The 12,396-nt window shown below is 71.0% G+C and carries 9 protein-coding genes; 3 read left to right on the top strand and 6 right to left on the bottom strand.

Annotated features, from left to right (window positions below; all coding sequences use genetic code 11):
• Positions 1-74 precede the first annotated feature (74 nt).
• The 3 genes from CVS47_RS05020 to CVS47_RS05010 all read right to left on the bottom strand — a co-directional run bounded on the left by CVS47_RS05020 (position 75) and on the right by CVS47_RS05010 (position 2,632).
• Entirely contained in the window at positions 75-983 is a 909-nt protein-coding gene (locus tag CVS47_RS05020; RefSeq protein ID WP_127095111.1) for a phosphodiesterase, read from the bottom strand.
• Positions 984-1,055: 72 nt separating this feature from the next.
• Positions 1,056-1,388 carry a peptidase gene (locus CVS47_RS05015; protein ID WP_127095110.1) on the bottom strand — a complete coding sequence of 111 codons (333 nt, stop codon included), beginning with the start codon at positions 1,386-1,388 and terminating at the stop codon, positions 1,056-1,058.
• Positions 1,385-2,632 (bottom strand): inorganic phosphate transporter, encoded by a 1,248-nt coding sequence (locus tag CVS47_RS05010; protein WP_127095109.1) that lies wholly within the window; start codon positions 2,630-2,632, stop codon positions 1,385-1,387. Before CVS47_RS05010 ends, CVS47_RS05015 begins: the two co-directional genes overlap by 4 nt.
• A gap of 285 nt (positions 2,633-2,917) precedes the next feature.
• On the opposite strand from CVS47_RS05010, the gene CVS47_RS05005 reads away from it, so the two are divergent.
• The 3 genes from CVS47_RS05005 (at position 2,918) to CVS47_RS04995 (ending at position 7,862) form a co-directional block, all read left to right on the top strand.
• On the top strand, positions 2,918-4,522 hold the full coding sequence (locus CVS47_RS05005; protein WP_127095108.1) for a molybdopterin-dependent oxidoreductase: 1,605 nt from the start codon (positions 2,918-2,920) through the stop codon (positions 4,520-4,522).
• A gap of 53 nt (positions 4,523-4,575) precedes the next feature.
• Positions 4,576-6,684 (top strand): S9 family peptidase, encoded by a 2,109-nt coding sequence (locus CVS47_RS05000; RefSeq protein WP_127095107.1) that lies wholly within the window; start codon positions 4,576-4,578, stop codon positions 6,682-6,684.
• Between the two features lie 611 nt (positions 6,685-7,295).
• Positions 7,296-7,862: a hypothetical protein gene (locus CVS47_RS04995; RefSeq protein WP_127095106.1), complete on the top strand. Its 567-nt coding sequence runs from the start codon at positions 7,296-7,298 to the stop codon at positions 7,860-7,862.
• A gap of 253 nt (positions 7,863-8,115) precedes the next feature.
• On the opposite strand, the gene CVS47_RS04990 is transcribed toward CVS47_RS04995, so the two are convergent.
• From CVS47_RS04990 to CVS47_RS04980, 3 genes are all read right to left on the bottom strand, one after another.
• Entirely contained in the window at positions 8,116-9,144 is a 1,029-nt protein-coding gene (locus tag CVS47_RS04990) for a 6-phosphofructokinase (protein ID WP_127095105.1), read from the bottom strand.
• Between the two features lie 153 nt (positions 9,145-9,297).
• Positions 9,298-11,460 carry a DEAD/DEAH box helicase gene (locus CVS47_RS04985; RefSeq protein WP_127095104.1) on the bottom strand — a complete coding sequence of 721 codons (2,163 nt, stop codon included), beginning with the start codon at positions 11,458-11,460 and terminating at the stop codon, positions 9,298-9,300.
• A 199-nt stretch (positions 11,461-11,659) separates the two neighbouring features.
• Positions 11,660-12,325, bottom strand: a complete 666-nt coding sequence (locus tag CVS47_RS04980) for a hypothetical protein (protein WP_127095103.1) — start codon at positions 12,323-12,325, stop codon at positions 11,660-11,662.
• Between the last annotated feature and the right edge of the window lie 71 nt (positions 12,326-12,396).

Here is a 12,396-nt window from a genome sequence, read left to right as displayed (position 1 = left end):
CCCACGTGTACGCCGCGTACAGGTGTCGCGGACCGCGTATCCGCCGTGTCGAGAGGACCGGTGGACGCTGCGGCTCAGCGTCGCTTGCGCGAGAACTGCTCGAGACGCTCTTCCGGGCTCAGCGCGGCCATGCGCTCGACCCACTCCTCCGAGAAGAAGTCGCCGGTGGGCGCGTCGAGGACGGGCACCACCGCGTGGGTGATCGTCTCGTCGTAGACGTGCACGAGGTGGAAGGACTGCCCGGCGTCCATGCCGTTCACCTCAGCGGGCGGCCGCTGCAGGTTCATCGTGTAGCAGGTGGCCGCCGAGACGTTCACGGGGATGCCAGCGAAGGTGCCGCTGGTGGAGTAGTGCAGATGACCGGCCAGGATGCCGCGCACGTCCGTGCCGGCGAGCACGTCGGCCAGCAGCGGCTGGTCGCGCAGCTCGAGGATGTCGAAGAGCGGGATGTGGCTGGGCAGCGGGGGGTGGTGGAGGGCGAGGAGCGTTCCCAGCGGCGCGGGCGTCGCCAGCTCCGCCGCGAGCCACTCACGCTGCGCGGCATCCACTTCTCCGTGGTGCCAGCCGGGCACGCTGCTGTCCAGCGCGATGAGGCGGAGCCCGCCGAGGTCCCAGACGCCGGTGACCGGCTCTTCGCTCGCCTCCCCGTCGAGCAGCTCGCGCCGCATCGCGGGTCGCTCGTCGTGGTTGCCGGCGACCCAGATCAGGGGGGCGGCGAGCTCGGCGGCGACCGGCTCGACCAGCGCCCGGAGCGCCCGATAGGCCTCCGGCTCGCCGACGTCCGTCAGGTCGCCGGTGAAGACGAGTGCGTCGGGCGCGATTCCGAGACGGGTGATCGCGTCCAGCGTCCGGGTCAGGTGGCCCGCCGTGTCGTAGACCCCGCCGAGAAGGCGGTCGCCGCCGAGCAGGTGGGTGTCGCTGAGGTGCACGATGGTGCGCCGGGCGGGCGGGTGCTGACCGAGGGAGAAGGATGCCGCGACCATGCCGTCAGCCTAGGGCGAGGCCCCGACGCCCTGGCGCCGGCGCGGTGGTTCGCCAGCCGCCGGTTCGCGGAGTCAGCCCAGGACGATGAGCAGCAGTCCCGCCAGCACCGCCGCCGCGCACAGCGCGAAACTGGCGTACGCGCCGAACTGCGCGACCCGCTTCTGCCCCTCGGACAGCGGATTCTTGCGGGCCGCCTTCTCGGCGCGGTGCGCGGCACGCTGCGCGTGCTTGGGCGAGATGACCGAGATCGCGTCGGTGAACTCGGCCGGGGCCACCACCGGCACGCGGCCGGCGCGCACCAGCAGACGGAGTCCGAGCGCGTAGAACCCGACGACGAGCACCGCGCCGGCGAGCGCGGCGCCGAAGACCTGCAGGAAGGCGAGCCAGTTGATGTCGACGCTCATCGGCCGCTCCCGTCTTCGGAGTCGGCGCCCGCCCTGCTCTTCTCCGCGGCGCGCTGCTGCGCGCGACGGCGGCGCGTGGGCGGCGGGTGCCGCGTCACCTTGACGGCGCGACCGGACTCGGCGACCTCGCTCATCGCGTTGCCCGCGTCGACGCGGTTGCGGCGGGAGCGCCAGAACAGGAACAGGATGATGGCGACCGCCAGGACGGCGTCGACGACGATGCCCGCCTCGCCCCACCAGACGACGAACAGCGCGGCGACTGCGCCGACCGCTGCCGACGCGGGGAGGGTGAGGAGCCAGCCGACGGCGATGCGCCCGACGGTGCCCCAGCGCACAATGGATCCGCGCCGGCCGAGGCCCGATCCGATCACGGAGCCGGAGGCCACCTGCGTGGTCGACAGCGCGAAGCCGAGGGCGCTGGAGGCGAGGATCGTGGCCGCGGTCGAGGTCTCCGCCGAGAAGCCCTGCGCCGGCTTCACGTCCGTGAGTCCCTTGCCGAGGGTGCGGATGATGCGCCAGCCGCCCATGTAGGTGCCGAGGGCGATCGTGAGGGCGCAGGCGAGGATGACCCACAGCTGCGGGTCGGCGTGATCCGAGCTCTGCCAGCCGACGGTGATCAGCGCCAGGGTGATGACGCCCATCGTCTTCTGGGCGTCGTTGGTGCCGTGGGCGAGGGCGACGAGCGAGGACGTGAAGATCTGACCCCACCGGAAGCCGTCGCGTCCATCGGGCTTCGAGTCGCTCCTGCGGGTGATGGCGTAGGCCATCCGCGTGACGAGGAAGGCGATGACGCCCGCCGTGAAGGGCGCGATGAGCGCGGGCAGGATCACCTTGCTCAGCACGGTTCCGAAGTTGATCGCCGCGAAGCCGACGCCGACGATCGTGGCGCCGATGAGGCCGCCGAACAGAGCGTGGGAGGAGCTCGACGGCAGCCCGAGCAGCCAGGTGAGCATGTTCCACGTCACGGCGCCGATGAGGCCGGCGAAGATGAGCGCCGGGAAGATCGAGGCCGATATCTCGTCTTCCCGGATGATGCCGTGCGAGATGGTGCGCGACACCTCCGTCGACAGGAATGCGCCGACGAGGTTGAGCACAGCCGCCAGCAGCACCGCGACTTTGGGCTTCAGAGCTCCCGTCGCGATGGGGGTGGCCATCGCGTTGGCGGTGTCGTGGAACCCGTTCGTGAAGTCGAAGAACAGTGCCAGGGCGATGACCAGGACGATGATCAGTGCGGCGGTGTCCACCGTGGGCCTTCCAGGGGGAGGGAGCAGGAGGGGCGCCGAGCACATCGGCACGGTGAACGAAGAGTTCACCTGGACTTCGCGGCGCGTTCACCGGCCATCGAATCCTCGCACATCACGGTGCGATTCACCGAGGCGGCCGCCGTCGCCGACACGACGGAGGACGACCGCCGTCGATCCCGCACGCGACACTCAGCGCGCAACGCAATCCGATCCCCCGCCCGGGGCGAATATGCAGGACACGCACCCACAGCAGGTGTGCCCGCAGTACAGCAGAAGGGCGGACTCATGTCCCGCAGCAGATCGGCACGGTTCGTCGCCTGGGCGGCCGTCTCCGGAGTGGTCTCAGCGGGAGGGTTCCTCGCCGTCGCCGAGGCGGTGGCGCTCGTCGTCGACCGCTCGGCGAGCCCGATCCTGGCCGTCGGCTCGTTCGTCATCGACATCGTCCCGCGGCCCCTCAAGGAGTTCGCGATCACGACGTTCGGCGACTTCGACAAGCCCGCGCTGCTCATCGGCCTGGGCATCGCGGTCATCGTCGCCGCCGCCGTGGCCGGCATCCTGCAGTACCTGCGGCCGCCGCTGGGCGTGATCGCCATGGTCATCGCCGGTGTCCTGTCCACCGCCGCCATCGTCACCCGCACCGGCGCGACCTTCCTGTCGGCCATCCCGCCGGTCGTCGGCACCATCGCCGGGGCGTTCCTCATCCTCCTGCTCGTGCGCCGCCTGAAGGCGTGGCGCGACTCCGCGACGGACGGGCCGGCGGATGCCGCGGCATCCGGTTCCCCTGTCATCGAGGCGGGCGCGGGCTCGCCGAAGGCCGCAGCTCCCTCGCGCCGCGGATTCCTCGTGATGACCGGCATCTCGGCCGTCGCGGCCCTGGCCGTCGGCGCCGGCGCCCGTGTCGTCTCCGCCGCCACCTCGTCGGTCGAGAAGCTGCGCGAGGCGCTGAACATCCCCTCACCGCGCACGACCGTGACGATCCCGGCGGGCGCCGAGCTCGACATCCCGGGGATCTCGTCGCTCATCACGCCGAACGCCGACTTCTACCGCGTCGACACGGCGCTGACGGTGCCGTCGATCGATCCGTCCACCTGGAAGCTCACCATCGAGGGCATGGTCGACCGCACGGTCGAGCTGAGCTTCGACGACCTCGTCGGCATGGGCCTGGACGAGTACGCCATCACCCTCACCTGCGTCTCGAACGAGGTCGGCGGCGGTCTCGTCGGCAACGCGACCTGGTGGGGCGTGCCGGTGCGCGACGTGCTGAAGATGGCGGGCGTGCAGTCCGGCGCCGACATGGTGCTCTCCGAGAGCGTCGACGGCTACACCGCGAGCACGCCGCTGAACGCACTGACCGACGACAACCGCGACGCCATCCTGGCGGTGGCGATGAACGGCGAGGCTCTGCCCCTCGAGCACGGCTTCCCCGTGCGCATGGTCGTCCCCGGGCTCTACGGGTACGTGTCGGCCACGAAGTGGCTCACCTCGCTGAAAGTCACGACCTTCGCGCAGGACGAGGCGTACTGGACTCCCCGCGGCTACAGCGCCGAGGCTCCCATCAAGCTCTCCTCGCGCATCGACACCCCGCGCGTCGACGCCCCGGTGGACGCGGGTGCGACGAAGATCGCCGGCATGGCGTGGGCCCAGACCGTGGGCATCGAGAAGGTGGAGGTCTCGATCGACAACGGCGACTGGGTGCCCGCGACGCTCTCGACGCCGATCAACAGCGACACCTGGGTGCAGTGGTACCTCGACTGGGATGCCACCCCCGGAACGCACTACCTCGCCGTGCGGGCCACCGACGCCGCCGGCAACCTGCAGATCCAGGAGCGCGCGCCGATCGCGCCCAACGGCTCGTCCGGCTGGCAGAAGAACCTGGTGACGGTGCGCTGACACGCTCGGTCCGAGGGCGCCCCGAGCGGGGCGCCCTCGGCTAGCGTGTTGTGGTGACCGACACCACCTCTGCCCCCGTCGCCCGCCGCGTCCCGACCGTCCGCACGCACCACGGCGATGCGGTCGAGGACTCCTACGAGTGGCTGCGCGACAAGGACGACGCCGGCGTCATCGCGCACCTCGAGGCGGAGAACGCCTACACGCAGGAGCGCACGGCGCACCTGGCCGGACTGCGCGAGAGCATCTTCGCCGAGATCAAGGGCCGCACGCTCGAGACCGACCTGTCCGTCCCGTCGCGCCGCGGCGACTGGTGGTACTACGGCCGCACCGTCGAGGGCCAGCAGTACGGCATCCAGTGCCGCGCGCCGATCTCGTCGCCCGACGACTGGACCCCGCCGGAGCTGTCGCCGGAGGTGGCGGTGCCGGGCGAGCAGGTGCTGTTCGACGGCAACGCCGAGGCGGAGGGCCTGGAGTTCTTCTCGCTCGGCGCGTTCGACGTGACCGACGACGGCCGCCTCATGCTGTGGGGCGTCGACGCCACGGGCGACGAGCGCTACACCGTGCGCGTGCGGAGCCTCGAGACCGGTGAGACGTTCGCCGACGAGCTGACCGGCATCGCCGCCGGCGCGCAGTTCAGCCCCGACGGCCGGTCCATCGTCTACTCCACGGTGGACGACAAGTGGCGCCCCGACACCGTCTGGGCGCACGCGGTGGGGACGGATGCCGCAGCCGACGTGACGCTGTTCCACGAGCCCGACGAGCGCTTCTGGCTCGGCGCGGGCTTCACGCGGAGCGACAAGTACCTCGTCATCGGGATGGGATCGTCCATCACGTCCGAGGACTGGCTGGTGCCGGCATCCGATCTCACCGCCGCCCCCACCGTCGTCTGGCCGCGCCGCGAGGGCGTCGAGTACTCCGTCGACCACGCGGTCCTGGACGGCGAGGACGTCCTGCTCATCCTGCACAACGAGGACGCTCTCGACTTCGAGCTGGTGCGGGTCGCGGCATCCGATCCCACGGGCGAGCGCACCGTGCTGCTCCCCCACACCCCCGGCACGCGACTGATCGACGTGGACTGCTTCCGCGACTTCGCCACCATCGAGTACCGCCGCGACGGCCTCGCCCGCGTCGGTCTGCTCGACTACGCCACCGGCGCCGTCGACGAGCTCGACTTCGACGAGCCGCTCTTCGCGGCCGGCTTCGGCGGCAACCGGGAGTGGGCGCCGCCCCTGCTGCGCCTCGGCTACGACTCCTTCGTGACGCCCTCGACCGTCTACGACTACGACCCGGCCGCTCGCGAGCTCATCCTGCGCAAGCGCCAGCCCGTGCTGGGCGACTACGACGCCGCCGCCTACGCGCAGGCGCGCGTCTGGGCGCCGGCCGCAGACGGCACCCAGGTGCCCGTCTCGCTCGTGTGGAAGCGCTCGTTCGGCCAGGCCGGCGCGGAGCCGCGTCCGCTGCACCTCTACGGCTACGGCTCGTACGAGCACTCGATCGACCCGCGCTTCTCGATCGCCCGCCTGTCGGAGCTCGACCGCGGCGTCGTCTTCGCCGTCGCGCACGTCCGCGGCGGCGGCGAGATGGGCCGCCAGTGGTACGAGGACGGCAAGCTGCTGCACAAGCGCAACACCTTCACCGACTTCGTCGACAGCGCCCGTCACCTCGTCGACAGCGGCTACACCACGCCCGACCGGCTGGTGGCCGAAGGCGGATCGGCCGGAGGCCTGCTGATGGGCGCCGTGGCCAACCTCGCGCCGGAGCTCTTCGCCGGGATCGTCGCCGACGTGCCCTTCGTCGACGCGCTGACCTCGATCCTCGACGAGGACCTGCCGCTCACCGTGATCGAGTGGGACGAGTGGGGCGACCCGCTGCACAACGCCGACGTCTACGCGTACATGAAGTCGTACACGCCGTATGAGAACGTGCGCTCGGGTGTGACCTATCCGCGGATCCTCGCGGTCACGTCGCTCAACGACACGCGCGTCCTCTACGTCGAGCCCGCGAAGTGGGTGGCCCGCCTCCGCGAGGTCGGCGCCGACGTGCTGCTCAAGTGCGAGATGGTCGCCGGCCACGGCGGCGTCACGGGGCGCTACAACGCCTGGCGCGAGCGCGCGTTCGAGGTGGCCTGGCTGCTCGACGTGCTCGGCCTCGCGGAGGTGTGAACCGCAGCATCCCGTCCCCTTGTTGTGTGGCGGGGCTTGTTGTGTGGCGGGGTGCGGCGGGGTTGCCGGGGTGAGGCGGGGTGCGGGGGTGTCGGCCAGCGCTTGCATGTCCCACTTTCCGCACAACTCAGCGGCGTGTTGTGCGGAAAGTGGGACATGCGAGGGAGCGGGTGCTCCTCCCCAGGTGCGCGCTGCCGGAAGGACTTCGCCGGCATGGGGCCAGAGGCGCTCGGGCGCCGCCGCCGACGGCACGATGGTGGATGCCTCGTCCCCGACCACTCCCCACCGGCCTGGCGCAGTCCTTCTCGATCTCGGAGGCGGTCGCGCTCGGTCATTCCGTGGACGCGTTGCGGCGTGCTGAGCTGCGGCGGCCCTACCCCGGTGTGCGCACCTTCGAGTGGGCGCACGAGGAGGACCTCCGCGCCCGGTGCAGACAGTACCTCCCACGCATGAGGGACTGGCAGTTCTTCAGCCACGAGACGGCGCTGGCTCTGCACGGCGCCCCTGTTCCGACATGGCCGCGGAGGCCCGCCATCCATGTGTCGGCGCATCGGCCCGCCCGCGAGCCACGGGTTGTCGGAATCGTCGGACATCGGCTTCAGACGAGGGAGATGCGCGCCGTCACCGATGCCGACGGTCTCCGCATCGAACACCCCGTCCGGGCGTGGCGACAAACGGGCACCCTCTGGCGGCTAGACGATCTCGTCGCGGCCGCGGACTACCTCGTCTCGGGCGACCGCCCTCTCGCCTCCGTCGCGGAGCTGAGAGAAGAGGTCGCGATGATGGGGGACGCACGGCGCCGCATCCTTGACCGCGCACTTCGCGATGTCCGGGTGGGAGTGAGGTCGCCGCGCGAGACCAAGCTGCGGCTCGTCCTCGGGCGCGCCGGCCTTCCCGAACCCGAGATCAACTGGGCGCTGCGCGACGGCAGCGGTCGCTTCGTGGCGGAGCTCGACCTCGCGTATCCACGCTGGCGCGTCGCCCCGGAGTACGACGGCCGCGTGCACGCCGACGATCACCGCCAGTTCGAGAAGGACGGCGACCGCTGGGACCGCATCCGCGCCACGGGCTGGGACCATGTGCGCATCCTCAACCACCACATGCGCGGGGACGGCCGTGAGGCCGTGGACAGGGTCCGCTCCGCCCTTCGGCGAGCCGGGTGGTCGGAGGCTCGGTGAGCCTGAGATCAGGTGTGCCGGACGCTCGGTGAGCCCGAGATCCGATGTGCCCTACCGGTGTCCCACTTTCCGCAGACGCGCCCGGCGTGTTGTGCGGAAAGTGGGACACACAGAATCAGGAGAACACCGCCGGCAGCTCAGCCGAACACCGCGCCGACTCAGCCGAAACACCGCACCGGCTTAGCCGAACACCGCATCGGCCCAGCGGAACACCGCCGGGACGCTCACCGGCTCAGCCGAACACCGCGCGCACTCAGCCGAACAGCGCCGCGGCCTCCTCGTAGCGGTACAGCGGCACGGTGTTGAGCTCGCCGAGGGCGTCGCCGAAGGGCACGCGCACGATGTCGGTGCCGCGCATCGCGACCATCTGCCCCCAGGCCTCCTCGCGCAGCGCGTCGGCGGCGTGGAGACCCAGACGCGTCGCGAGCACGCGATCGAAGGCCGAGGGCGAGCCGCCGCGCTGGATGTGACCGAGCACGGTCGAGCGGGTCTCGATGCCGGTGATGCGCTCGATCTCGGGGGCGAGGATCTCGCTGATCCCGCCGAGGCGCGGGCGGTTGAAGGCGTCGAGGCCCTTGTCGCTGAACGCCTCCTCCATGCCCTTGAGCTTGAACCCTTCCGACACGACGACGAGCGGCGCGCGGCCGCGGTCGTGCGCCCGGCTGACCTGGTCGACGATCTCGTCGAGCGAGAGCGGCACCTCGGGGATGCAGATGACGTGCGCACCGGCGGCGATGCCGGCGTGCAGCGCGATCCAGCCGACGTGACGCCCCATGACCTCGGCGACCATGCACCGCTGGTGGGAGTCGCCGGTCGTGCGGAGGCGGTCCATCGCGTCGGTCGCGATGTTGACGGCGGTGTCGAAGCCGAACGAGTAGTCGGTCGCGCGCAGGTCGTTGTCGATCGTCTTGGGGACGCCCACGACGTTGATGCCGTCCTTCGACAGGCGGTCGGCGGCGGCGAGCGTGCCCTCCCCGCCGATCGCGAGGATGCCGTCGATGCGGTGGCCGTAGAGCGTCTTGGAGATGTTCTCTGCGCCGCCACGAGACCCCTCGTACGGGTTGGTGCGGCTCGTGCCGAGGATCGTGCCGCCGACCTTCGACAGGCCCTTCACCTCGTGACGCGTGAGGGGGAAGAAGTCCGCGTCGACGACGCCGCGCCATCCGTCGCGGATGCCGACGAACTCGATGTCGTAGTTCGTGGTGCCCTTGAGCACCACGCCGCGGATCACCGCGTTGAGGCCCGGGCAGTCTCCGCCACTCGTCAGGATGCCGATCTTCATGCTGTGGTCCTCGCTTGTCGGGATGATCGAGTCGGCGACGCTGCCTCTCCGACACTAGCGCCGGATGCCGCGGGCCTGCCACACGGCGGAAACGCGGGCGGCGGCGCACTCCCGGAAGAGCGCGCCGCCGCCTCGCACGAGCGTCGATCGGCCTCAGACCGCGCCGAGCGCCTGACGGGTGAGATGCATGAGCGCCGAGAGCTGCACGGAGTCGCTGGACTGCGGATCGGTGACGATGCCGTCCAGCGCGCGCAGCGCGAGGCCCTGCTTCGAGTCGATGAGCTCCGCGATCTTCGTGTCGATGGTGTGCGCGGCGATGATGCGCCAGGCCGTGACGGGCTCGTCCTGGCCGATGCGGTGCACGCGGTCGATGGCCTGCGTCTGCTCGGCCGCCGTCCACGACAGCTCCGCCAGCACCACGTTGGAGGCGGCCTGCAGGTTGAGGCCGACGCCGGCGGCGGTCAGCGAGCAGACCGCGATGCCCACGCCCGGGTCCTCGTTGAAGGCATCGATCCCGGCCTGGCGCGCGGTGGACGTCTGGTCTCCTCGGATCGAGATGGTGCGGAGTCCGGCTGCGGCGAAGTGCTTCTCCGCAGCATCCATCACGTCGATGTGCTTCGCGAAGAAGACGACCTTGCCCACGGAACGCTGCAGCTGCACGGCGTAGTCCGCCGCGAGCAGCGCCTTGGCCTGACCGATGCGCCGGACCATCGTGAAGACGTTCTCCGAGCCGGAGCCGGCCGACTTCGACTCGTCCAGCTCGTTCTGCGCGACGAGGCGCACGATGTCCTCGTCCACCTCGCCGATCGCGAGTCCGCGATCTCCGCGGGCCTCGATGATGCGACGGTAGTGCGCGCCGAGGCGCTGCCCGAGCTCGCGCTCGGCGTGCCGGATGGAGCGGCCGTACTCGTCGTCGAGCTCGACGGGGAGGTCGGCGATGAGCTTGTCGGGGAGGTCGGCGGCGACATCCTTCTTCTTGCGCCGCACGATGCCCATCGAGATGACCGCTTCGCGGGCCTCGGGGTAGAACGCCTTGTCGGCCGGGGTCAGGCCCGTGGCGTCGAGACGCTCCATGAGCTCCGGGCCCGGCTTCTCGCCGTTGGTCCAGCCGAGGAAGCGCCAGATGGCGTCGAAGTCCTCGACGTCGTTGATCAGCGGCGTTCCGGTGAGGGCCAGCATCAGCGGGTTGCGCACGCGCTCGCGGATGCGGCCGGCGAGCGCCAGCACGTTCTGCGACCGCTGCGAGGTGAGGTTCTTGATGAAGTGCGCCTCGTCGACGACCATGCCCTTCAGCCCGATGGAGCTGAGCCAGGCGAGGTGGCGGTCGAGGATCTCGTAGTTGACGATGAAGACGTCGGCGAACGCGTCGATGTTCTCGCCGTCGCCCTGCACGACCGTCGCACGGCGCAGGGGCGTCCAGCGCTCGACCTCGCGCACCCAGTTCATCTTCACGACGTTGGGCACGACGGCCAGCAGCGGGTACGCGGACGCGACCGAGGCGGCCAGCACCGACTCGGCGGTCTTGCCGAGGCCGGGCTCGTCGGCGAGCAGGAACGAGCGGTGGCCCTCGCGGACCGCCTCGAGGAACCGCGACTGGTGCGGCATGATCTCGAGGCCCTTGGGCGACAGACGGTCGAACTCGGGGACGTCGGGCAGGGTCATGGATGCCGCGGTGCCGCCGGCTCCGGATTCGAACGCCTTGTACAGCGGACCCATGAGCTCCCACCCGTCGAGGCGGCGGCGGGGCTGCTCGCGTACGACGGGGGCGCTCAGGTCGGGCGGGAGGAACGGGTTGGCCATCTGACGCGACTCGATCGCGACCGGCACCACCTGGCGCTGGGCGAGAGCCGGCGGCACGACCGGCGCGGATGACGGCGCGGCATCCGTGATGATCAGCTCGTCGGGAGCGAGCTCCGCACCCGACTCGAGGAGCCAGTCGCGGCGCATGCGCCGGGCGACCGGCGACGCGGCCTGGTCGACCTCGAGCAGCTGGATGAGCGACGTGTCGCGTGCGGCGGTCTTGGCGAGGATCGTCGCGACGCCGTCGAGGCGCTTGAGCAGCTCCGCGCGCGCGCCGTCGGTGATCTCGGTGTCGGCCTTGACGCGGGCGCGCTCTTCGCGCACCAGGAAGGCGATGACCTGGAACTTGACCCGGTTGGTGGGGCCGAGCTTGCCCCGCTGGGCCTTGGCCTCGACCTCGCGCACCTTGCGGGCGAGGATCGGGATGACGGGGGCCTCGTCGTCGCGACGAGACGATGACCTGCGGCGGTTCGCCGAGGTCTGCGCAGATCTGTGCGCCGGTGCCGTGGTCGGCATGCTCCTCCTGAGCGTGAGTGCGGAAGCGCCTTCCTGATCCGATCCAGAGGCCGGAGAGGCGGGCGCGCACCGCGTCGACTCCAGAAGGTGGCGGCGACGCGGGTCGGAGCTCAGTCGTGAGGCCCGCAGGATCCCGCTTCAGCAGGATGCGGAGACGACGACGTGTTCCCCTGGCGCCATTCTACGCCATCCGCGGGAGTCAGCCCCAGAGCGTCGACACGATGTCGGGCGTGTACCCCTCGGGGTCGATGGAGATCCACGAGGTCGACACCCAGCCGTTGCCTCGGAGGAAGTGCGTCTCGCCCCGGGTGACCAGCACGTTGTCGAGCGTGAGGGACTGAGTGGATGCTGCGCACAGCGTTCCGCCGAGGGTCGACTCGCAGCCGATCCCGGCGTTCGCAAGGCCCGTCTGCACCGCGGCGGCCTGCGCCGCGTCGACGATCGTCACGTTGGTGGCGAGCCCGGACTCCGACGGCGTGCCCCAGGAGCAGCGGATGGTGGGGGCCGCATCCAGGACCTCCAGCGCCTCGCTGATCTGCGTCGACAGGAGCGTCACACCCGGGTCGTTCAGCGGCGGCGTGGTCTCGTTCAACGACGCGAGCATGCCCGCGGAGTAGATCTGCTCGCACGACGAGGGCAGCGAGATGTCGCCGGCCGCGGCGGTCGCGGTCGGCGTCGCGGAGGGGCTCGGCGCGGCGGATGACGCCGACGGCGCGGCGCTGGACGTGCCGCCGGGGGTCGTGGTCGGCGCGGCGGAGCCCGACGGGCCGGGCTCCGGGACGCACGCGGTGACGGTGAGGACGAGCGCGGCCGCCGCGAGCGCAGCGGCCCACGCGCGGGTGGCGTGACGCGGTGTCGTGGGCATGCCGGCTCCGTTCGCAGGGGTCCTCCGACAGTACCGACGGATGCCGCGCCGCCGGGGAGCCCGGCGGGACG

This window comes from Microbacterium lemovicicum (assembly GCF_003991875.1).
GTDB lineage: Bacteria > Actinomycetota > Actinomycetes > Actinomycetales > Microbacteriaceae > Microbacterium > Microbacterium lemovicicum.
Note: the sequence above shows the minus strand (reverse complement) of the source record. Positions and strands in the feature narration are given on the sequence as shown.

Excerpts from the sequence above, each read along its gene's own strand:
- CVS47_RS04980 (WP_127095103.1), bottom strand. The coding sequence starts at position 12,325 with ATGCCCACGACACCGCGTCACGCCACCCGCGCGTGGGCCGCTGCGCTC.
- CVS47_RS05005 (WP_127095108.1), top strand. The coding sequence starts at position 2,918 with ATGTCCCGCAGCAGATCGGCACGGTTCGTCGCCTGGGCGGCCGTCTCC.
- CVS47_RS04990 (WP_127095105.1), bottom strand. The coding sequence starts at position 9,144 with ATGAAGATCGGCATCCTGACGAGTGGCGGAGACTGCCCGGGCCTCAAC.
- CVS47_RS05020 (WP_127095111.1), bottom strand. The coding sequence starts at position 983 with ATGGTCGCGGCATCCTTCTCCCTCGGTCAGCACCCGCCCGCCCGGCGC.
- CVS47_RS04995 (WP_127095106.1), top strand. The coding sequence starts at position 7,296 with ATGCGCGCCGTCACCGATGCCGACGGTCTCCGCATCGAACACCCCGTC.
- CVS47_RS05015 (WP_127095110.1), bottom strand. The coding sequence starts at position 1,388 with ATGAGCGTCGACATCAACTGGCTCGCCTTCCTGCAGGTCTTCGGCGCC.
- CVS47_RS04985 (WP_127095104.1), bottom strand. The coding sequence starts at position 11,460 with ATGCCGACCACGGCACCGGCGCACAGATCTGCGCAGACCTCGGCGAAC.